Origin of the sequence: Saccharothrix sp. AJ9571, assembly GCF_021725495.1 — a bacterium.
GTDB lineage: Bacteria > Actinomycetota > Actinomycetes > Mycobacteriales > Pseudonocardiaceae > Amycolatopsis > Amycolatopsis magusensis.
In genome coordinates, this window is sequence record NZ_CP091382.1 from 6,181,596 (window position 1) to 6,202,873 (window position 21,278).

The window sequence follows — 21,278 nt, forward strand, 5'->3', positions numbered from 1 at the left end:
CCGCTGAGCCACGCGCTCACCCCAGCGGGACGCCGCGGACCTCGACCGGCCCGCGGGTGAAGTCGAGCAGCACCCCTTGTTCGACGCCCGCCGGGGTGAGCGTGTCCATCACCTTGGGGGCCGTGGCCGGATCCGCGGCGCAGACCGGGCCGCTCGCCCCCGCGGCGCACAGGCCGAAGGCGTAGGGCCCGGCGGACGAGGTGAACGGGCGCGCCTGGTCCGGGCTGTTGCCGTCCTGCCCGCTGAGCACGACGGCGAACTTCCAGCCGGGACCCGGCGTGCCGAACGCGCTCTTGGGCACGCTGACGGTGATGGTCCGCGAAGCCTGGCTCGCCTGGACCGACGCGGCACCGAGCGGAACGCCGCCGGCGTCGACGAAGGACGGGTCGGCGAAGCCCTGCACCTCGATCCGCCTGCTCCAGGCGTCCTGCGCGGCGACCGAGTAGTTGCGGCTCGGGAACGGCGCGGTGGTGGCGCCCGGCGTGGCCGGGTCGTGCGCGTAAAGCGTGAGCAACTGCGCGCCCAGCGGTGAGCCGAAGGTCGGGGTCAGATCGCGCAGGCCGGCCCGCAGCACCAGCTGGTCACCGGTGTCGATCACCTGGAACCGCCGCAGGTCGAAGGCGCCGTCGTGGAAGTCGCCCGCGCTCGGGTAGGTGAAGGTGCCGGGGCCGTGGTCGTCGCCCTCGGGGTCGGTGACGTCCAGCAGCACGGTGCCGGAGACGAAGTCCGAGCTGATCACCTGCTGGGCGTGGCCGGTGCCGGACCCGGTCGCGGCGGCGGTCACCACGGTCGCGCCCAGCGGCGTCGGCACCTCGGCCTGGAACCGGCCGTCCGCGCCGGCGCTGGTGGTGAGGACGGTGGTCGGGCCACCGGTGTCGGCCGGGGACGCCGCGATGTCGACGGTGGTGCCGGGTGCGGCAGTGCCGGTGACCGTGGCGACCGGCGCGGACACCGAGCCGGGACCGCTCAGCGTGACCGGCTCCGCGGCGGGCGGGGCCCGGTCGACGTACCGGCCGCGCACCTGCGCGGGCTGCTCGATCAGGCGGCCGACGTCGATGCCGCGGGCCAGCCGGATCGACTCCGACTGCGCCCAGCTCAACGGCGAGGCCGAACCGGCCGCGCCCCCGGGCTCGAAGCCGATCGACGCGACCGCCGGATCGGTGCCGTGCGGCGACGCCGGGACCGCGGCGTTCTCCCAGACCTGCTCCGGGATCAGCCCGGAACCCGTGGCCTGGCCGCGCATCGTGGCCAGCAGCGCGCTCGCGCCCTGCCGGTCGCCGGTCTGCACGAGGTGCTCACCGCGTTCCCCGGCGAGCACCGGCCACAGGTGCCCGGACCCGGTGTTCGGCCCCGGCCACGGGCGCCCGGTCGGCCCGCAGTCCGTCGGGTCGGGCTGGTAGCAGTCGCCGTACCCGTCCTCGCTGCCCTCGGCCGCGGTCCCGTAGCGGTACCAGCCCGGCCCGCGCGGGGTGTCGCGCTTGAGGATCTGGTCCACCACGGTCAGCGAGCGCGTCACATCGGGGTCGTTCGCCGGGAGGATGCCGAGGCGCGGCAGTTCGAGGAACCCGGCGTCGACCACTTCGCGCTGGTCCACGGTGATCGAGCCGTTGCCCAGGTTGTACTGCACGCCGGAGTCCGGATCGCCGTTCTTGCTCAGCCGCAGGAAATACCGGCCGTCGCCGTGCGGGCCGGTGGTGGTCACCGTCCACGCCTTGACGCTGCGCTGGAAGTGGTCGGCGGTGGCCAGGTACAGCCGGGCGCGTGCCGGGTCGCCGTTGCGCTCGGCGATGGTGCCCGCCGCGACCAGCCCGGCGATCTCCGCGGCGATGGTCGAAGGGGAGTGGCCGCTCTGCTCCTCCCAGCGCTCGCTGCCGAACGACGGCCCGCGGGCGACGACGAAGTCCGCCGCGGCACGGATGTGGTCGCGGTAGAGCGCGCCGTCGCGGTCGAGCCCGGCCTGCAGCGCCATCAGGATCGGGTAGGCGGTCTCGTCGAGCTGGTCGCCACCGGAGTCGGGCGCCTTCTTGCCGTTGAGCAGCGAGTTGCGCGGGAAGCGGCCGTCGGGCTGCTGCTGGCGCTCGAACAGCCAGCGCACGCTCGCCTTGGCGGTGTCGAGATCGCCCGCCGCGAGCAGGCCGGAGAAGCTCTCGTACAGGTCGCGCGCGAAGATCTCGCGGTAGGAACCGAAGTAGACACTTTTCCCGCCGGGCGCGTCGCCCGCGCTGACCGCCTGACCCCACGGGCTGCCGAGCGAAGCGACGATCGCGCCGGGAAAAGTCTTGTCCTCACTGGCTTTCAGTACGTTGGCCGAATACTTGTAGGCCTCGGCGTCGCCGGAACGCAGGGGCTTGAGCCTGCGGTCGTAGTCGTCCCAGCCCTGTGCGTAGGCCTTCTTGCTGACGTCGAAGGGCGTCTGCAGGCTCGCTCCTGCCGTGTCGATGGCGGCTCGCGCGTCCGGCCCGAAGCCGAGTGACAGGGTCGTGGGCTGGTTCGGCTTGAGGTCGAGCTGTGCCGTTTGGACCACGTTCCCGTCGTTAGCCGACGGGTAGCGGTAGGTCAGCCGGCGGTGGCTGTCGAGCTGGGTGAGCCCGTCGGTCGGCGTACCGGCGAAACCGCTGACCGTGGCGAGGAACTTGCGATCGGCGCGCAGGGCGGCGGCCAGGGGAGTGCCGTAGTCGCGGGCGGGCGCGCTGCTCTCGGTTTCCGGGTCGGCGCTGACCAGCGCGGTGGTGGCCGCGTCGACCGCCGCGTCGTCGGCACCGCCGTTGACCGGGCCGCCACCACCGTTGCCGTTGATGTTCGCGTCGAACCGCACGAACACCTTCAGGTCGGCGCCCGAACCGGTCAGCGGTTCGAGCCGGGTGCGCAGCAGCACGCTGTCGCGCGCCGGATCCGTGTGGTACTCGGTGATCAGCCGGTACTTGCCGTTGCGCGCGGTCGAAGTGACCTCGCAGGCCATGCCGCCCGCCCCCGCGGATCGCACGGTGTAGGTGGTGTCGCGGCTCTGCAGGTCGGTGAAGGTCCGGCCGTCGGTCACCACGAACTGCAGCGATTCGACGTTGGTGTTGTCGATCGCCGGGGCGTAGACGTCGGAGAGCACCCCGCCCGCCACGGTGAACCAGACCTTGCTGGTGGTGTTCCGCGCGGTGCCGAGGCAGTCCTTCCGCGCCAGGCCGAAGTGCGAAAGCGTGCCGGGCCCCACCGGCTCGGCTTGTGCCGGCCCGGAGAGCAATCCGGAGAAAACCACTGCGGAAACCGCGATCACGCCCGCGCGAACCAGCCGACTCATGCGCAGATCCCAGCACAGCGCGGCCGTGCGATACAGCCTTGACCTGCGGGGCCAACCGTGTATGCGCCGACCGGCCCCTGGACAAGTTCTTACATACTGCATACAGTCTACAGATCGTGGATCTGTACGAGTACCAAGCCAAGGAGCTGTTCTCGGCGCACGGAGTTCCGGTCGGCCCGCAGCGCGTGGTCACCACTCCCGGCGCCGCCGTCGACGCGGCCGCGGGATTCGGCACTCCCGTGGTCCTCAAAGCACAGGTGAAGACCGGCGGGCGCGGCAAAGCCGGGGGAGTGAAGCTAGCCGAGACCCCCGAAGCCGCGCGTGCCGGTGCCGAAGCCATTCTCGGCATGGACATCAAGGGGCACGTGGTGCGGCGGCTGCTGGTCACCCCGGCCGCCGACATCCGCGCCGAGTTCTACGTTTCCTTCCTGCTCGACCGCGCCGGGCGCACCTTCCTCGCCCTCGCCTCGGCCGACGGCGGGGTGGACATCGAAGAGAACCCCGAGTCGCTGGCCCGCATCCCGATCGACGCCGTCGAGGGCGTGGACCTGGCCAAGGCCAAGGAAATCGCGGCCGCCGCCGGATTGCCGGACACCTCCGCCGAAGTGCTGGTGAAGCTGTGGGAGGTCTTCGTCGGCGAGGACGCCACGCTGGTCGAAGTGAACCCGCTGGTCCGCGACGGCGACGACCGGATCGTCGCGCTGGACGGCAAAGTCACCCTCGACGGCAACGCGGCCTTCCGGCACCCGGGCCACGCGGACCTGGTGGACACCGAAGCCGAAGAACCGCTCGAGTCGGCGGCAAAGGCGAAGGGGCTCAACTACGTCAAGCTCGACGGCCAGGTCGGCGTGATCGGCAACGGCGCCGGGCTGGTCATGTCCACTTTGGACGTGGTGGCCGGGGCGGGCGCGCGCCCGGCGAACTTCCTCGACATCGGCGGCGGCGCCTCGGCCGAGGTGATGGCCGCCGGGCTGGAGATCATCCTGTCCGATCCGGACGTGCGCAGCGTGCTGGTCAACGTCTTCGGCGGGATCACCGCCTGCGACGCCGTCGCCGACGGCATCGTCAAGGCGTTCGACCTGCTCGGCACGGTGGAACGGCCGATCGTGGTGCGCCTGGACGGCAACGGCGCCGAAGCCGGCCGCCGCATCCTCGACCGCGCCGCCCTGCCCGGACTGATCCGGGTGGACACCATGGACCAGGCCGCGCGGCGCGCGGCCGAACTCTGTGTCCGCACGGGGGACGACCCCCGGACCCCCGAACTACGCGGAGGAGCGTGACCCATGGCCATCTTCCTCACCGAGCGGTCCCGGATCATCGTCCAGGGCATGACCGGCTCCGAAGGCCGCAAGCACACCGCGCGCATGCTCGCCGCCGGGGCGTCCGTGGTCGGCGGGGTCACGCCCGGCCGCGGCGGGCAGACCGCCGAGATCGGCGGGCAGCGGCTGCCGGTCTACGACGACGTGGGCAAGGCGATCGCGGACACCGGCGCCGACACCTCGGTGGTGTTCGTGCCCCCGCGGTTCGCCAAGGACGCCGTCGTGGAAGCGATCGACGCGGAGATCGGGCTCGCCGTGGTGATCACCGAAGGCATCCCGGTGCACGACGCGGCGTGGTGCTGGGCGCACGCGGTGGCCAAGGGCGGCCGGACGCGGATCATCGGGCCCAACTGCCCCGGGGTGATCAGCCCCGGCCGGTCGAACGCGGGCATCATCCCCGCCGACATCACCGGCGCCGGCCCGATCGGGCTGGTGTCGAAGTCCGGCACGCTGACCTACCAGCTGATGCACGAGCTGCGGGACATCGGTTTCACCACCGCGGTCGGCATCGGCGGCGACCCGGTCATCGGCACCACGCACATCGACGCGCTGGCCGAGTTCCAGGCCGATCCGGAGACCGAGGTGATCGTGCTGATCGGCGAAATCGGCGGCGACGCCGAGGAACGCGCGGCGGAGTACATCAGGGAGCGGGTGACCAAGCCGGTGGTCGGCTACGTCGCCGGGTTCACCGCCCCGGAAGGGAAGACCATGGGGCACGCGGGCGCGATCGTCTCCGGTTCCTCCGGCACCGCCGCGGCGAAGAAGGCGGCGCTGGAAGCCGTCGGCGTGCTCGTCGGCCGGACGCCGACCGAGACGGCGAACCTGGTGCGCCGGATCCTGGAAGGGGAGTGAGGGATGTGAGCACCTCGATCGGCTTCATCGGGCTCGGCATCATGGGCGGTCCCATGTCGGCGAACCTGGCGGCCGCGGGTTTCGCGGTGTCCGGGTACGACGTGCACCGGCCCGCGCTGGACCGGCTCACCGCCGCAGGCGGGCAGCCGTGCGCCCGGATCGCCGAGGCGGTGGTGGACGCCGACGTGGTGATCACCATGCTGCCTGATTCGCCGCAGGTGGAGGAGGTGGTGCTGGGCGAGGAAGGCGTGCTGGACCACGCGAAACCGGGCACGCTCCTGATCGACATGAGCACCATCCGCCCGGAAACCTCCCGCCGGGTGGCCTCGCTCGGCTCCACCAGGGGCGTCCGGGTGCTCGACGCCCCGGTCAGCGGCGGCCAGCAGGGCGCGATCGACGGCGCACTGTCCATCATGGCCGGTGGCGAGGAACGCGATTTCCGGGCGGCTGGTGGGATTTTCGACGTACTGGGCAAGACCGTGGTGCACGTCGGCCCGCACGGTGCCGGGCAGACGGTGAAGGCGGCCAACCAGCTGGTGGTCGGCGGGACGTACGCCTTGGTCGCGGAGGCGATCGTGCTGCTGGAAGCGTCCGGAGTGGACGCTTCGGCCGGGCTCGAGGTGCTGGCCGGTGGGCTCGCGGGCAGCCGGATCCTGGAGCTGAAGCGGAAGACCATGGTGGCGCGGGAGTTCCAGCCGGGCTTCCGGATCGACCTGCACCACAAGGACATGGGCATCGTGCTCGACGCCGCCCGTGCGGCGGGGGTGGCACTGCCGGTGGGGGCGCTGACCGCGCAACTGATCGCCGCCGCTCGGGCGCAGGGGTATGGGGATCTGGATCATTCGGCGGTGTTGAGGGTGGTGGAGGGGTTGTCGAGGAGGCGTTCGGCGACGGGCTAGTCTGTCCACCCCGGTTTTTAGTGTGACTACGGCGGGGGTGCCGATGTCAAGGCGGGAAAGATGCCTTGACATCGGCACCCCCGCCGTGTTTTTGGCTGTGGACCGGGGATGGGGAGGGCTGGGTGGGTTTCTGGTCGGCTGTCGTTGCTGGGCGCCTGGTGGGTTGCGCGGGGGTGGGGCTCGGGTGTCACGAATGTGGCGCGGTGTCTAGCGGTGGTTGCAACTCCTGAGTGAGGAGGGGTTGTGATGGGTCGTCGGTTGTTGCCGGTGGGTGTGGTGGCGGGGTTTTGGGAGGGGGTGCGGGCGGGGTTGTCGGTGCGGGCGGCGTCGCGGGTGGTGGGCGTGTCGCACGAGACAGGGCGGCGGTGGTTCGCTCAGGCTGGTGGGGTGAGTGCGAACGCGAGGATTCCCCGGCCGGGGTCGGGCCGGTTTTTGAGCCTGGCCGAGCGGGAGGAGATCGCGGTGGGGATCGCCCGGGGTGAGTCCAACACGCAGATCGCCGCCCGGCTGGGGCGGGACAAGTCCACCATCGGCCGGGAGATCGACCGCACCGTGGGCCGGGTGCTGGGCACCGAACACGCCGGCACCGATGCGCGAGAACACTACCGGGCCTCGGTCGCGCACGAACTGGCCCGCGAACGCGGCAAACGGCCGAAACCGGCGAAACTGGCCGTGCACCGGCAACTGCGTGAGCAGGTCCAGGCCGGGCTGAACCAGAAATGGTCCCCCGCGCAGATCAGCGCCACCCTGCCCGAGCAGTTCCCCGACGACCCCGGCATGCGCATCAGCCCGGAAGCGATCTACCAATCACTGTTCGTCCAGGCCCGGGGTGCGCTGCGGCGGGAACTGGCCGCCTGTTTGCGCACCGGGCGGGCACTGCGGGTCCCGCGTAACCGGGCCCGCGCCCGCGCGCAAACCTCGAAACTGGGCCACCCGATCCCGATCTCCCAGCGCCCCGCCGAAGCCGCCGACCGCGCAGTACCCGGACACTGGGAAGGCGACCTCATCCTCGGCAGCGCCAACACCTCCGCGATCGGGACCCTGGTCGAGCGCTCCACCCGCTTCGTCATCCTGCTCCACCTGCCCGACGGGCACACCGCCGAACAGGTCCGTGACGCGATGATCCCCGCCATCACCGCCCTGCCCCAGCATCTACGCCGCTCCATGACCTGGGACCGCGGCAACGAAATGGCCCGCCACCCCGACATCACCCTGGCCACCCGGATGCCCATCTACTTCGCCGACCCCGCCAGCCCCTGGCAACGCGGCTCCAACGAAAACACCAACGGACTACTCCGCCAGTACTTCCCCAAACACACCAACCTGACGACCCACACCGCCCAAGACCTCGCCCACGTCGCCACCGAACTCAACAACCGCCCACGCCAGACACTGGGCTGGCACACACCAGCCCGATGCCTACGTGAACTACTATCCCAACCAACCTAAGTTGCAACCATCGGTTGAGACCACCTGGCTTTGGGGGCCGAATACGCCCCCAAAGCCACATTCGTGACATCGCCACCGTCCTGGGGACTTCTGTGGTGCCGTGAATGTGGCTTTCACGGCCGATTCCGCCGTGAAAGCCACATTCACGGCACCGGCGGGGGAGGGGTGAGGCGGTGGGTGGCGGTGTAGGCGTTCATGGTGTCCCCGCGTAGGAAGCCGATGAGGGTGAGGCCGGTTTCGTCGGCGAGGTCGGCGGCCAGTGAGGAGGGGGCGGAGACGGCCGCCAGCGCGGGGATGCCCGCCATGACGGCCTTCTGCACCAGTTCGAACGAGGCCCGCCCGGAGACGAGCAGGATCGACGAGCGCAGTGGCAGCAGGCCTTCGCGCAGGGCCCAGCCGACGACCTTGTCCACCGCGTTGTGCCGTCCCACGTCCTCGCGCAGGCACCGCAGTGAACCGTCCACAGTGAACAGTCCGGCGGCGTGCAAGCCGCCGGTGCGGTCGAAGACGCGTTGCGCGGCGCGCAGGGTGTCCGGCAGGACGGACAGGACGGCCGGGTCCAGTTCGAGCGGGTCGTCCCGGACCGACCAGCGTGCTTCGGTGCGGACCGTGTCCAGGCTCGCCTTGCCGCACACGCCGCACGACGACGACATGTACACGTTGCGGTCCAGCGAGAATTCCGGCAACCGGACCGAAGGCGCCAGCCGGACGTCCAGCACGTTGTAGGTGTTCGACCCGTCCGAAGTCGCGCCCGCGCAGTAGGCGATGCCGGTGATCTCACCCGCCGCGCCCACCACACCCTCGCTCACCAGGAAACCGGCCGCGAGGTCGAAGTCGTGGCCCGGGGTGCGCATGGTCACCGACAGCGGACGGCCGCCGACCCGCACTTCGAGCGGTTCCTCGGCGGCCAGGGTGTCCGCGCGGTGCGCGTGCCCGGCGGGGGAAACCCGCAGGACCCGGCGCCGCGCGGTCACCCGGCCCATCAGGCCGACACCAGCTGGTGGTTGAGCAGGTCCGCCAGGGCGCACACCGCGCGCACCGTCGGCACCTCGACCCCGGTCAGCTCGGCCAGTTCCACCACCGCCTGCAACAGCACGTCCAGCTCCAGCGGCTTCCCCTTCTCCAGGTCCTGGAGGGTGGAGGTCTTGTGCTCACCGGCGCGTTCGGCACCGGCCAGCCGTCGTTCGATGGAGATGTCCGGGTTCGCCCCGAGCGCGGTGGCCACCGCGAGGGTCTCCCGCATCATCTGCACCACCAGCTCACGCGTGCCGAGGTGGCGGCAGATGCCCGCCATGGTCGCCCGCGCCAGCGCGCTGATCGGGTTGAAGGCGATGTTGCCCATCAGCTTGAGCCAGATGTCGCGACGCAGATCCGCCTCCACCGGGCACTTCAGCCCGCCGGCGATCATCGCCGCGGAGAACTCCGAGCACCGGTCCGAGATCGAGCCGTCGGGTTCGCCGATGGAGAACCGGGTGCCTTCGAGGTGGGTGATCACCCCGGGCGCGGTGATCTCGGTGGCCGCGTAGACCACGCAGCCGATGGCGCGCTCGACCGGCAGCGCGGCGGTGACCGCGCCGTCCGGGTCGACGCTGCGGATGCGGTAACCCTCGTACGCGCCGGGCAGTTTGTGGAAGTACCACCACGGGATGCCGTTCTGCGCGGCGATCAGGGTCGTCTCCGGGTGCAGCAGGGGCTTCACCATCGGCCCAGCCGCGGCGTAACCGTTGGCCTTGAGGCCGAGGAACACGTGGTCGACCGGGCCGATGCTGCCCGGATCGTCGGTGACCCGTGGCCGCGCCACGAAGTCTCCGCGTGCGCTGAGCACGCGGACGCCTGCGTTCTTCATTGCTTCGAGGTGGGGGCCCCGGGCCACGAGGTGGACCTCGGCCCCCGCCCGGCTGAGATGGGCACCGACATACGCGCCGATGGCGCCGGCGCCGAGAACTGCGACTTTCACGGCGTCACTCCTTGTGTGAGGATTGTATGCAGTATACGGTATGGGTACATCTCGTCAATGTGTTCGCCGCCGATGGAGCAGGTCCGGAAAACGGGGTGCGCGCGAATGAACATGCTCAGCGAATGGACCGCGGCGGTGTGCGCCGAACTCGGCCTGGATGCCCGGGACTGCGAACGCGCGGTGGTGCTGAAGGTGGCCAGGGAGTCCGCCGCGGCGGTCGCCCGGCCCGCGGCACCGATCACCGCTTTCCTGCTCGGCGTGGCGGTCGGGCGGGGCGTTCCGGCGGGCGAGGCGGTGGCGCGCGTGCACCGCCTGGCCGATCACTGGCCACGGATCGATTGGCGCGACTGAAGATCAGCGTCCGCCCGGCGATTGGGGGTGGACACGATCAACGCCGGGGTCCACGATATGGATTCATACGGTATGCAGTATGCGGAACACCGCGAGCGGGTAAGGCAGTACGACCGAGTGAGGAGTGACGAGGCAGATGGCGCAGACGGTCCAGACAGTGCCGGAGAGCGCCGCAGGGGTCAGTGAGCCGGCGCGCACGGAAACGCCCGAGCTGATCTCCGGCGGCCACCTCGTGGCGAAGGCACTCAAGGCCGAGGGCGTGGACGTGGTCTTCACCCTCTGCGGCGGGCACATCATCGACATCTACGACGGGTGCGTGGACGAGGGCATCGACGTGGTCGACGTCCGGCACGAGCAGGTCGCGGCCCACGCGGCCGACGGGTACGCCCGGATCACCGGCAAGCCGGGCTGCGCGGTGGTCACCGCCGGGCCGGGCACCACCGACGCGGTCACCGGCGTGGCGAACGCGCTGCGCGCGGAGAGCCCGATGCTGCTGATCGGCGGCCAGGGTGCGTTGTCCCAGCACAAGATGGGGTCCCTGCAGGACCTCCCGCACGTGGACATGATGACGCCGATCACCAAGTTCGCCGCCACGGTACCGGCGACCGAACGCGTGGCGGACATCGTCTCGATGGCCTTCCGCGAATGCTTCCACGGCGCGCCGGGGCCCGCCTTCCTGGAGATCCCGCGCGACGTGCTCGACGCGAAGGTCCCGGTGGAGAAGGCCCGTGTGCCCGAAGCCGGGCACTACCGCGCCTCCACCCGGTCCGCCGGTGACCCGGTGGCCATCGAGAAACTCGCGGACCTGCTGGCGCACGCCGAAAAACCGTGTGTGCTGCTGGGCAGCCAGGTGTGGACCTGCCGGGCCACCGAGGCGGCCACCGAGTTCGCGCGGCGGCTCAACGTGCCCGCCTACATGAACGGCTCCGGGCGCGGCACGCTACCGCCCGGCGACCCCCACCACTTCCAGCTCTCGCGGCGCTACGCGTTCAACAACGCCGACCTGATCATCATCGTCGGCACCCCGTTCGACTTCCGGATGGGTTACGGGCGCAGGCTTTCCCACGAGGCGACCGTGGTGCAGGTCGACCTGGACTACCGCACCGTCGGCAAGAACCGCGACGTGGACCTCGGCATCGTCGGTGACGCCGGGCTGGTGCTGACCGCGGTCACCGCGGCCTCCTCGGGACGGATCAGCAACGGCGCGGTCAAGCGCAAGGCGTGGCTGGAGGAACTGCGCGCGGTGGAGAACGAGGCGTACCAGAAGCGCCTGCCGCGCCAGCTCTCCGAGCGCGACCCGATCGACCCGTACCGCCTGGTGCACGAGATCAACGAGTTCCTCACCGAGGACTCCATCTACATCGGTGACGGCGGCGACATCGTCACCTTCTCCGGGCAGGTGGTGCAGCCCAAGTCGCCGGGCCACTGGATGGACCCCGGTCCACTAGGGACACTCGGGGTCGGTGTGCCGTTCGCGATGGCGGCGAAGTACGCCCGACCGGAGTCCGAAGTGGTCTGCCTCTTCGGCGACGGCGCGTTCAGCCTGACCGGCTGGGACTTCGAGACGATGGTCCGGTTCGACCTGCCGTTCGTCGGCATCGTCGGCAACAACTCGTCGATGAACCAGATCCGCTACGGCCAGATCCAGAAGTACGGCGAACCACGCGGGCGCATCGGCAACACCCTCGGCGACGTCCGCTACGACGAGTTCGCCCGGATGCTCGGCGGCTACGGCGAAGAGGTCCGCGACCCCGCGGACATCCGGCCGGCGCTCGAGCGCGCCAGGGAGTCCGGCAAGCCGTCGCTGATCAACGTCTGGGTCGACCCCGACGTCTACGCGCCGGGAACGATGAACCAGACCATGTACAAGTAGGGGAGTGCGGAGATGACCAAGGCGTTGGCGGGCATTCGCGTGCTCGACATGACCCACGTGCAGTCCGGGCCGTCGTGCACCCAGATCCTGGCGTGGCTCGGCGCGGACGTGGTGAAGCTGGAGGCGCCCTCCGGTGACATCACCCGCAAGCAGCTGCGTGATCTGCCCGATGTGGACAGTCTCTACTTCACCATGCTGAACAGCAACAAGCGCAGCATCACGCTCAACATGAAGAGCGAACGGGGCAAGGAACTGTTCACCGAGATGGTGCCCCGCTTCGACATCCTGGTGGAGAACTTCGGCCCGGGCACCATCGAGCGGATGGGCTACGGCTGGGACCGGCTGCAGGAACTGAACCCGCGGCTGGTCTACGCCTCGATCAAGGGTTTCGGGGAAGGACCGTACAAGCACTTCAAGGCCTACGAAGTGGTCGCGCAGGCGATGGGCGGCTCGATGAGCACCACCGGTTTCGAGGACGGCTCGCCGCTGGCGACCGGCGCGCAGATCGGCGACTCGGGCACCGGCATCCACACCGTGGCCGGCATCCTCGCCGCGCTCTACCAGCGTGAGCACACCGGGCGCGGGCAGCGGGTCACCGTGGCCATGCAGCACGCCGTGCTGAACCTGTGCCGCGTCAAGCTGCGCGACCAGCAGCGCCTGAGCCACGGGCCGCTGGCGGAGTACCCGAACGAGAACTTCGGCGACGAGGTGCCGCGGTCGGGCAACGCCTCCGGCGGCGGGCAGCCGGGCTGGGCGGTGCGGTGCGCGCCCGGCGGGCCGAACGACTACGTCTACGTGATCGTGCAGCCGGTCGGCTGGGAGCCCATCGCGAAGCTGATCGGCCGCCCGGAACTGGCCGAGGACCCCGAATGGGCCACCCCGGAGGCCCGGCTGCCGAAGCTGGACAAGATGTTCCAGCTGATCGAGGAGTGGACGATCAACCACAGCAAGTGGGAGGTGCTCGCGAAGCTCAACGCGCACAACGTCCCCTGTGGACCGATCATGTCCACCAAGGAGCTGATCGAGGACACCTCGCTGGCCGACAACGACATGGTGGTGCGCGTCGAGCACCCGCAGCGCGGGGAGTTCACCACGGTCGGCTGCCCGATCAAGCTGTCCGACTCCCCGGTCGACGTCGAGCGCTCACCGCTGCTCGGTGAGCACAACCAGGAAATCTTCAGCGACGAGCTCGGCGTGGACGCGGCCGAACTCGCGGAGCTTCAGTCGAACGGAGTGATCTGAGGTGCCGGAGACCAACGCGGACACCGCCGTGGTGCGGGAAGTACTCGACAAGGTCCGCGCGGAAGGGCGGGCCGCGCTGACCGCCCCGGAGGGCAGGCGGATCTGCGAGGCCTACGGCATCCCGACGCCCGGCGAAGGGCTGGCCACCACCGAAGAGGAAGCGGCGAAACTGGCCGCGGACCTCGGATTCCCGGTGGCGCTGAAGATCGTCTCGCCGGACATCCTGCACAAGACCGACGCCGGCGGGGTGCTGGTCGGGGTCGACAGCGCCGACGAGGTGCGCGAGGGGTACCGGAAGATCCTGGCCAACGCCAAGGCCTACGACGCCTCCGCGGAGATCGCCGGTATCCAGGTGCAGCAGATGCTCGCCGGTGGCCAGGAGGTGATCGTCGGCGCGACCACCGACCCGACCTTCGGCAAGGTGGTCGCGTTCGGCCTCGGCGGCGTGCTGGTCGAGGTGCTCAAGGACATCACCTTCCGGCTCGCGCCGATCGACGCGGCCGAAGCCAGGTCCATGTTGGACGGTATCGAGGCGGCCGAGGTGCTGCGCGGGGTGCGTGGCGCGGACCCGGTGGACGCCGACGCGCTGTCCGCGGTGGTCGAGCGGGTTTCCGCGCTGGTCACCGACTTCCCGGAGATCGCCGAAGTGGACCTGAACCCGGTGTTCGCCACCAAGGACGGGGCCACCGCGGCCGACGTCCGCATCCTGGTGGCGACCGAGGAGGTCGCCGCGCCGGTCCGGCACGAGCCGGAAGAGATCCTGCGCGTGATGACCAAGCTGATGAACCCGGCCGGGATCGCGGTGATCGGCGCGTCGAACGAGGCCGGCAAGATCGGCAACTCGGTGATGCGCAACCTGATCGGCGGCGGGTACGCCGGCGAGATCTACCCGGTCAACCCGAAGTCCGACGAGGTCGAAGGGCGTAAGGCCTACCAGGCGATCGGCGACGTGCCCGGCGAGATCGACGTCGCGGTGTTCGCCATCCCGGCGAAGTTCGTGCCGGGCGCGCTGGAGGAGTGCGGTGCCAAGGGCGTCTCGGCCGCGGTGCTGATCCCGTCCGGCTTCGCCGAGACCGGCAACGTCGAACTGCAGGACCAGGTGGTCGAAGTGGCCCGGCGGCACGGCATCCGCCTGCTCGGGCCGAACATCTACGGCTACTACTACACGCCGAGCAACCTCTGCGCCACCTTCTGCACGCCGTACGACGTGCGCGGCGGGGTCGCGCTGACCTCGCAGAGCGGCGGGATCGGCATGGCCATCCTCGGTTTCAGCCGGACCACGAAGATGGGCGTCTCGGCGATCGTCGGCCTGGGCAACAAGTCCGATGTGGACGAAGACGACCTGCTGACCTTTTTCGAGCACGACGACAACACCACGTGCGTGGCGATGCACCTCGAAGACCTCAAGGACGGCAGGGCGTTCGTCGACGCCGCGCGCCGGATCACCAAGAAGAAGCCGGTGGTGGTGCTCAAGGCCGGGCGGACCGCGCTCGGCGCGCGGGCGGCCAGTTCGCACACCGGCGCGCTGGCCGGTGACGACAAGGTCTACGACGACATCCTCCGCCAGGCCGGGGTGGTGCGCGCGCCGGGGCTGAACGAGATGCTCGAATACGCCCGCGGCCTGCCGTTGCTGCCCACGCCCCAGGGCGAGAACGTGGTGATCATCACCGGGGCGGGCGGGTCCGGCGTGCTGCTCTCCGACGCCTGTGTCGAAGCCGGACTGTCCTTGATGGACATTCCTCCCGATCTGGACGAGTCCTTCCGCAAGTTCATCCCGCCCTTCGGCGCGGCGGGCAACCCGATCGACATCACCGGCGGCGAGCCACCGTCGACCTATGAGGCCACGGTCCGCCTCGGCCTGACCGACGAGCGCATCCACGCGCTGATCCTCGGTTACTGGCACACCATCGTCACCCCGCCGATGGTCTTCGCCGAACTGATCGCCAAGGTCGTGCAGGAAGCCAGGGACCAGGGCATCGACAAGCCGGTGGTCGCCTCGCTGGCGGGGGACACCGAAGTCGAGCAAGCCTGCGAATACCTGTTCGACCACGGCATCGTCGCCTACCCCTACACCACCGAGCGCCCGGTCGAGGTGCTCGGCGCGAAGTACCGGTGGGCGCGGTCGGCGGGGCTGCTCCGCCCGGCCTGATCCGCGGGCGCGGCCGGGAGGGGGTTTTCCACTCGAGCGAAAAGAAGTGCGGCTGACTACAACGCGGTGAAACGGAGAGGCCAATGGTGGATTCTTCGAAAGTCCCGATCCCGGGATCGGCGAGCGGTGAGGCCGGGGCTCCACCCGCGGCCGGGGAGGAACGGGTCTGGAAGGCGGGCGGCCTCGAGCCGATGCCGATCCGCCCGCTGCCCGAGGCACCACCTTCGATCCACATCCTCGGACCGACGGTGTTCCTGGTGGCGCTGGGTGTCGGCATGGGCGAGTCCTACATGTGGCCCAGGCTGGTGCTGGTGTTCGGGCCGGACATCCGGTGGCTGTTCCTGATCGGCGTGACGCTGCAGGCCATCGTGATGCTGGAGATGGCGCGGTACGCGATGGCGACCGGGGAGAGCATCTTCACCGGCGCCGCGCGCATCTTCAAACCGCTGATGTGGTTTTTCTTCGTCACGGCGATCCTGGTCTACATCTGGCCAGGGCACGTGTCGGCGGGAGCGGCGGCACTGGAGGAGATCACCGGCATACCCTGGGTCGTGGCCGCCTGCGTGGGCCTGATCCTGGTCGGGATCATCTTCAGCCTGGCCAAGGTGATCTACAACCTGCTCGAGAACCTGCTGTCGGTGATGATCGGGCTGCTGGTGGTCGGCACCGCGGTGGTGGCCTCGATGGTCGGCAACTGGAGCGACGTGACCAGCACGCTGTCGGGCATGTTCGCCTTCGGCTACTTCCCGCAGGAGGCGATGTCCTCGACCTGGTTCCCGATCGTGGTGGGCTCGATCGCCTTCGCCGGGCCGTCGGGCATGCAGCAGATGTGGTACACGCTGCACCTGCGCGACAGCGGAGCCGGCATGGGCAGCCACATCCCCAAGATCCGCGGCCTGCGCCACGCCGGCAACGAGGAGCAGATGCCCTCGCGCGGCTACATGTTCGACACCTCCGACCCGGAGGAGATGCGCAAGTGGAAGGGCTGGCGACGGTGGGTCACCTTCGACGCGCTGCTGTTGTTCTGGGGCGTGACGATGCTGGTGACGATCTCGTTCACCGTGCTCGCCAGGGCCGCGGACCGCAACAGCCCGGACGTCAAGGCACTGATCGAGTCCGGTGAGCGCGAGGCGGCGCTGAGCGCGATGTCGAACACCTTCTCCACGGTCGGCGGCCCGGTGCTCGGCACGGTGTTCCTCAGCTTCATCGCGCTGATCGGGATGAACGCCACGCTGGGCCTGTTCGACTCGTTCTCCCGCGGTCAGGCGGACATGACCTACTTCTTCGTGCCCGGCGCGAAGAAACTGAAGATGTCGCACCTCTACGCGGGGTTCCTGTGGGGCCTGATCCTGTTCGGCATCGGCATCCTGCTCTTCGGCCCGGCCGACGGACCGAGCCAGATCCTGGACGTGCTGGCGTTCCTGTCGGCGTTCTCGATGGGCGCCTACTGCGTCGTGCTGCTGCTGGTGAACAACAAGCTGCTGCCGAAACCGATCCGCCCGAAGCTGTGGACGAACCTGGTGATCGGCTTCGGCGCGGTGTTCTACCTCGGCATGCTGTTCTACAGCCTCATCCGCTTCGGCGTGGTGCTGGACTGATGGGCGCGGTGGACACCGGGCGGATCCGCCGTACCGGTGAGCTGGCCCTGCCCGGGTTCGCCGTGGGCGCGCTGGCCGGCGTGGTGGCGGGGGGACTGACCGCGATCGCCGGTCAGCCCCTCGGCTGGGCGATGACCTCCGCGGTGGGGCTCGCGCTGCCGCTGGGGCTCGTCGGCGGGCTGTACAGCCTGCTGATGGTCCACGGGGTGGTCCGGCCGGGCACCTTCGCCCCGGCCGCGCTCCTCTGGCTGGTGGGGTTCCCGCTGGGCAGGCTGGTGCAGGAGGTGGCCGCGCGCTACGTGATCCTCGGCGAGCCGGGCGTACCCGAAGACCTGCTCGGCTTCCTGGCCTTCCAGGCGATCATCAGCGCCGGGTTCGCCATCGGGTTCCTCTGGATGCACGAGCGCATCGCACCGCAGTGGCTGGCCAAGATCGCGGTGCGCAACCCCGACGCCGCGGTGGCCTATGACCGGTACGCGGCCCATTCGCGGCTGCTGCACAGCGCCAAGCAAGCACGGCGGGAGGCGAAAGCCAAAGCACGCGCCGACCGCCGGTGACGACGAAAGGTGACCATGGACTTCCCCGCCTGGGTGTGGATCGTGACCGTGGCCGTGCTGGCCGCCGTCATCCTGCTCGACTTCTGGCTGGTGGCCCGCAATCCCCGTGATCCCTCGCTGCGCGAGTGCACCGGGTGGGTCGCGCTCTACGTCGGCCTGGCGTGCGCGTTCGGCCTCGGCCTGGTGGCGTTCGCCGGGCCGAAGGCCGGGGGCGAGTTCTTCGCCGGCTGGCTCACCGAGTACTCGCTCTCGGTGGACAACCTCTTCGTTTTCGTGATCATCATGGGCACCTTCGCGGTGCCGAAGCTCTACCGGCAGAAGGTGCTGCTCGTCGGCATCGTGCTGGCGCTGCTGATGCGCGCGGTGTTCATCGCGGTCGGCGCGCAGGCGCTGGAGAACTTCGCCTGGCTGTTCTACGTCTTCGGCGCGTTCCTGGTGTTCACCGCCTGGAAGCTGATGCGCCACAACGGGGAAGAGGAGGACTTCAAGGAGAACGCCGTGCTGCGGCTGACCAAGCGGGTGCTGCCCACGGCCGAGGACTACGACGGCGCGCGGCTGGTGACCAAAGTGGACGGACGGCGGCTGGTGACGCCGATGCTGATCGTGATGGTCGCGATCGGCACCACCGACCTGCTGTTCGCCCTCGACTCCATCCCGGCCATCTTCGGCCTGACCAAGGAGCCGTACCTGGTGTTCACCGCGAACGCCTTCGCGCTGATGGGCCTGCGCCAGCTGTTCTTCCTGATCGGCGGACTGCTGGACAAGCTCGTCTACCTCAGCTACGGCCTCGCGGTGATCCTCGGGTTCATCGGGGTCAAGCTGGTGCTCGAAGCGTTGCACCACGACGGGGTCGCCTGGGCCCCGGCCATCCCCATCGTGGTGTCGTTGTCGGTGATCATGGGCACGCTGGCCCTGACCACGGTGGTGAGCCTGCTCAAGACCCGGTCGGACCGGATCAGGGCAGCCAAGGCGGCCGAGCAGGCCGCACCGGTCACCACCTCATCGTGAGCGGTGCTCAGGAGACGGGTGCACGCCGCTCGCCGCTGGTGCCCTTCGCCTCGCGGCGGAGGTACTGTTCGACCTCGGTGCCGGGGTCGCGGCGGGCGGCCTCCATCGCGGTCGCCAGGCCGAGGCCCATCGCGCGGCCGTCGGCGTTGAAGCCGCGGGGAGCGCCGAGCACACCCTTGAGCAGTTCCTTCATCGTGCGCATGACTGTTCCACCTTCTTTCCGGAGGTACCCAGGTTTCTTCCCGCCGGGGCGGGCCGTCATCGGCCCGTCCCGGTGCTGGGTGTGGCTTGTTGTTCGCTGGTGCGCCGGGCGGGGTTACCGCCGCGCGGACGCGGTGCCGGGACGGCGCCGGGTGCGGACCAGTGCCGGCGGCTGCTCGGGCTTCGCGTCGGACTTTCGCTGGTCCAAATAGGACTTGCGGGTGCGCTCGGTGTGCTCGCGCATGATCCGCGCGGCGGCGTCGGCATCGCCCTTTTCGATGGCGTCGACCATCTTGGCGTGCTCCTGCCAGGACCGCTTGCCGCGTTGCCGGGCGATCGGCGTGTAGTACCAGCGCACCCGGCGGTCGACCTGGGTGGCGAAGTCGAGCAGTACGCGGTTCCCGGACAGCTCGGTCACGCAGCGGTGCAGGGCGGCGTTGGCCTCCACCATGCCTTCGATGTCGTCGACGGCGACCGCGGCTTCACCCTGGCGGCACAGCTCGCGCAGCCGGGCCACCCCGGCCGCGTCCGCGTGCATCGCCGCCAGGCGGGCGGATTCGGTCTCCAGCAGGGCGCGGACCACCAGCAGCTCGTCGGCCTCGGCCTCGGTGGGCACGTGGACGAAGGCGCCGTAGCCGGGGCGCAGATCCACCCAGCCCTCGGAGTTCAGCAGCTGCAGTGCTTCGCGGACCGGCTGGCGGGACACGCCCAGCATCTCCGCCAGCTCGCTTTCGACCAGGTGCTGGCCTGCGGCGAGGTGCCCGGAGATGATCAGCTCCTGCATCGACTGGTACACCCGCTCGCGCAGGGGCACCGGCCGGTCGATCCGGCGAGCCGCCACGCTTGTCGGCAACTCCGTCGGCTGCATGATGTTTCTCCCAGGCTCGGTCGGCGGGGCCGCACCGGTGGCTCCGGCGACTCCCCGTAGTTTTTCGTCGACTGCCTACAGCATACAATGCGAATCTTTGTCCGGTTTGGTGAAGGCAGTCACACATCGGGTGTTTCCAGTGTGACATGGCTTTCACCCGCCCGCTTCACCGCCGGACGCAGGGGGTGAGGCCTTCCGCCGCATGACCGCCGGAGTGTGGTCATCCCCTTCGATTGTCAAACTCCGGGTAATGGGGAACGGGTAGCCGGAATCGTGCTGAGCAAACCCGGCTGCCGCAGGCGGCGGCACAACGCGGCCGCGCCGAGCGCGAGCGCGCCGGCGATGAGGAAGATCGAGGTATAGCCCCAACTGGTGGCCACCAGCGCCACCGCGCCGACACCCGCCACGCCACCGAGCGCCTTCGCGCTGTAGATGACGGCGTTCGTTTCGAGTTGGGAGCGCTCCCCGAAGTACTCCCGCGCCAGGCTGGCGAACAGCGGGTAGAAGGCGCCACCGCCCGCGCCCGCCACGATCGCCGCGATGAGCAGCAGGGCCACCGAACCGGAGGCCGCGGCTCCGGCGAGCACGATCTGCCCGGCGCCCAGCAACGCCACCACCGCGCGGATGGTGCGCACCCGCCCGGCTTCCGCGGAGATCCGGATGGCCAGCGAGCGGCCGACGCCGTTCACGCCGACCAGCAGGCAGGTGCCGATCGCGGCCGCGGTGAGCCCGAGGTCGTGGCCGATCGCCATCACCGCGAGGAAGGCCACGTCGAGCAGGGAAACCGCGCTGGCGAGGAAAACGATCACGTACATCAGCGGTAGCGCGCCGGTGCGCAGCGCTTCGCGGGAGGAGTACTGGCGGGCGGCGCGGCGCGGGTTGAGGCGGCGGTCCAGCGCCCATTCGCGCGGGTCGAGGTGCGGGGGCCACCAGTTCTCCGGCGGGTCGCGGAACAACAGCGCGGACGCGGCGATGACTCCGCCGAGCACCACCGCGGTGGCGATCAGCACGGGGGAGAGGGAGCCAGTGCTGCTGCCTACGGCGAAAGCGATCACGAACGGCACGCAGCCACAGGCGAAGGCGCCGGTGGCGAGGCTGGTCGCCGCCGCCGACCGTTCCGGGAACCACTTCGCCACCGTGGAGGAGCAGGTGGCGTAGACCAGCCCGGCGCCCGTCCCGCTGAGCACGGAATAGCCGAGCAGGCCCAGGATCCCGGAGTCGAAGGCGAGCGAGAGCGGGCCGAGCGGCACCAGCACCGCGCCGGTCAGCATGGCCGCGCGCGGGCCGATGCGGCCGCGTTCGCGCAGATAGGCCGCCGGGAAACCGGCACCGGCCTGGAAGACCGTCCAGAGCGCGAGCAGCCCGAAGGCCTGGCCCATGGTCCAGCCGCGCTCGAGCAGGCCCGGCACGAGCAGGCCGAAGGCGTACTGGGGCACGCCGATGGCGGCCATCGCGGCCAGCGCGGGGCCGAGGACCCAGGCGCGCGAACGCCCGGTGAGCTGCTCGGCGGCGGGCCCGACCTGATAGGTGCGGCCCAGGTAACCGACTACTTGCTGGGGTGCGCCAGACGGGCTCATCTTCGCCTCCGACCAGGTACGGGCGTTGCCAACATGTTCCATACTGCATACAGTCTACACGTAATGAGACGCAGCACACACCTGCTTCG

General features: G+C 70.0%; 17 protein-coding genes. 11 read left to right on the forward strand and 6 right to left on the reverse strand.

Annotated elements, in window-relative coordinates:
- Window positions 1-16: 16 nt before the first annotated feature.
- Entirely contained in the window at window positions 17-3,289 is a 3,273-nt protein-coding gene (locus L3Q67_RS28725; RefSeq protein WP_499184550.1) for a glucodextranase DOMON-like domain-containing protein, read from the reverse strand.
- Window positions 3,290-3,405: 116 nt separating this feature from the next.
- On the opposite strand from L3Q67_RS28725, the gene sucC reads away from it, so the two are divergent.
- From sucC to L3Q67_RS28745, 4 genes are all read left to right on the forward strand, one after another.
- Window positions 3,406-4,569: a succinate--CoA ligase subunit beta gene (sucC, locus tag L3Q67_RS28730; RefSeq protein ID WP_499184551.1), complete on the forward strand. Its 1,164-nt coding sequence runs from the start codon at window positions 3,406-3,408 to the stop codon at window positions 4,567-4,569.
- A 3-nt stretch (window positions 4,570-4,572) separates the two neighbouring features.
- Window positions 4,573-5,460, forward strand: a complete 888-nt coding sequence (gene sucD / locus L3Q67_RS28735) for a succinate--CoA ligase subunit alpha (protein ID WP_499184552.1) — start codon at window positions 4,573-4,575, stop codon at window positions 5,458-5,460.
- 41 nt (window positions 5,461-5,501) lie between these two features.
- Window positions 5,502-6,359 carry an NAD(P)-dependent oxidoreductase gene (locus L3Q67_RS28740; protein WP_499191670.1) on the forward strand — a complete coding sequence of 286 codons (858 nt, stop codon included), beginning with the start codon at window positions 5,502-5,504 and terminating at the stop codon, window positions 6,357-6,359.
- 246 nt (window positions 6,360-6,605) lie between these two features.
- A complete protein-coding gene (locus L3Q67_RS28745) occupies window positions 6,606-7,808 on the forward strand; it encodes an IS30 family transposase (protein WP_499184553.1) in 1,203 nt (400 codons plus the stop codon).
- A 143-nt stretch (window positions 7,809-7,951) separates the two neighbouring features.
- On the opposite strand, the gene fdhD is transcribed toward L3Q67_RS28745, so the two are convergent.
- Together fdhD and L3Q67_RS28755 are read right to left on the reverse strand one after the other, a co-directional pair.
- On the reverse strand, window positions 7,952-8,791 hold the full coding sequence (fdhD, locus tag L3Q67_RS28750) for a formate dehydrogenase accessory sulfurtransferase FdhD (protein WP_499184554.1): 840 nt from the start codon (window positions 8,789-8,791) through the stop codon (window positions 7,952-7,954).
- Window positions 8,791-9,765 (reverse strand): ketopantoate reductase family protein, encoded by a 975-nt coding sequence (locus L3Q67_RS28755; protein ID WP_499184555.1) that lies wholly within the window; start codon window positions 9,763-9,765, stop codon window positions 8,791-8,793. Before L3Q67_RS28755 ends, fdhD begins: the two co-directional genes overlap by 1 nt.
- A 105-nt stretch (window positions 9,766-9,870) precedes the next feature.
- On the opposite strand from L3Q67_RS28755, the gene L3Q67_RS28760 reads away from it, so the two are divergent.
- The 7 genes from L3Q67_RS28760 to L3Q67_RS28790 all read left to right on the forward strand — a co-directional run bounded on the left by L3Q67_RS28760 (window position 9,871) and on the right by L3Q67_RS28790 (window position 18,543).
- Window positions 9,871-10,116 carry a DUF6457 domain-containing protein gene (locus L3Q67_RS28760; RefSeq protein ID WP_499184556.1) on the forward strand — a complete coding sequence of 82 codons (246 nt, stop codon included), beginning with the start codon at window positions 9,871-9,873 and terminating at the stop codon, window positions 10,114-10,116.
- A 136-nt stretch (window positions 10,117-10,252) separates the two neighbouring features.
- On the forward strand, window positions 10,253-11,989 hold the full coding sequence (locus L3Q67_RS28765; protein ID WP_499184557.1) for a thiamine pyrophosphate-binding protein: 1,737 nt from the start codon (window positions 10,253-10,255) through the stop codon (window positions 11,987-11,989).
- Between the two features lie 12 nt (window positions 11,990-12,001).
- Window positions 12,002-13,231, forward strand: a complete 1,230-nt coding sequence (frc, locus tag L3Q67_RS28770) for a formyl-CoA transferase (protein WP_499184558.1) — start codon at window positions 12,002-12,004, stop codon at window positions 13,229-13,231.
- 1 nt (window position 13,232) lies between these two features.
- On the forward strand, window positions 13,233-15,380 hold the full coding sequence (locus L3Q67_RS28775; RefSeq protein WP_499184559.1) for an acetate--CoA ligase family protein: 2,148 nt from the start codon (window positions 13,233-13,235) through the stop codon (window positions 15,378-15,380).
- Window positions 15,381-15,463: 83 nt separating this feature from the next.
- A complete protein-coding gene (locus L3Q67_RS28780) occupies window positions 15,464-16,978 on the forward strand; it encodes an Nramp family divalent metal transporter (protein WP_499184560.1) in 1,515 nt (504 codons plus the stop codon).
- Entirely contained in the window at window positions 16,978-17,535 is a 558-nt protein-coding gene (locus tag L3Q67_RS28785; RefSeq protein ID WP_499184561.1) for a hypothetical protein, read from the forward strand. Before L3Q67_RS28780 ends, L3Q67_RS28785 begins: the two co-directional genes overlap by 1 nt.
- Window positions 17,536-17,550: 15 nt before the next feature.
- Window positions 17,551-18,543, forward strand: a complete 993-nt coding sequence (locus tag L3Q67_RS28790) for a TerC family protein (RefSeq protein WP_499184562.1) — start codon at window positions 17,551-17,553, stop codon at window positions 18,541-18,543.
- Between the two features lie 7 nt (window positions 18,544-18,550).
- Here the strand turns inward: L3Q67_RS28790 and L3Q67_RS28795 are convergent, their stop codons facing one another.
- The 3 genes from L3Q67_RS28795 to L3Q67_RS28805 all read right to left on the reverse strand — a co-directional run bounded on the left by L3Q67_RS28795 (window position 18,551) and on the right by L3Q67_RS28805 (window position 21,189).
- Window positions 18,551-18,745: a hypothetical protein gene (locus L3Q67_RS28795; RefSeq protein WP_499184563.1), complete on the reverse strand. Its 195-nt coding sequence runs from the start codon at window positions 18,743-18,745 to the stop codon at window positions 18,551-18,553.
- Window positions 18,746-18,859: 114 nt separating this feature from the next.
- Entirely contained in the window at window positions 18,860-19,612 is a 753-nt protein-coding gene (locus tag L3Q67_RS28800) for a GntR family transcriptional regulator (RefSeq protein WP_499184564.1), read from the reverse strand.
- 236 nt (window positions 19,613-19,848) lie between these two features.
- Window positions 19,849-21,189 (reverse strand): MFS transporter, encoded by a 1,341-nt coding sequence (locus L3Q67_RS28805; protein WP_499184565.1) that lies wholly within the window; start codon window positions 21,187-21,189, stop codon window positions 19,849-19,851.
- Window positions 21,190-21,278 lie beyond the last annotated feature (89 nt).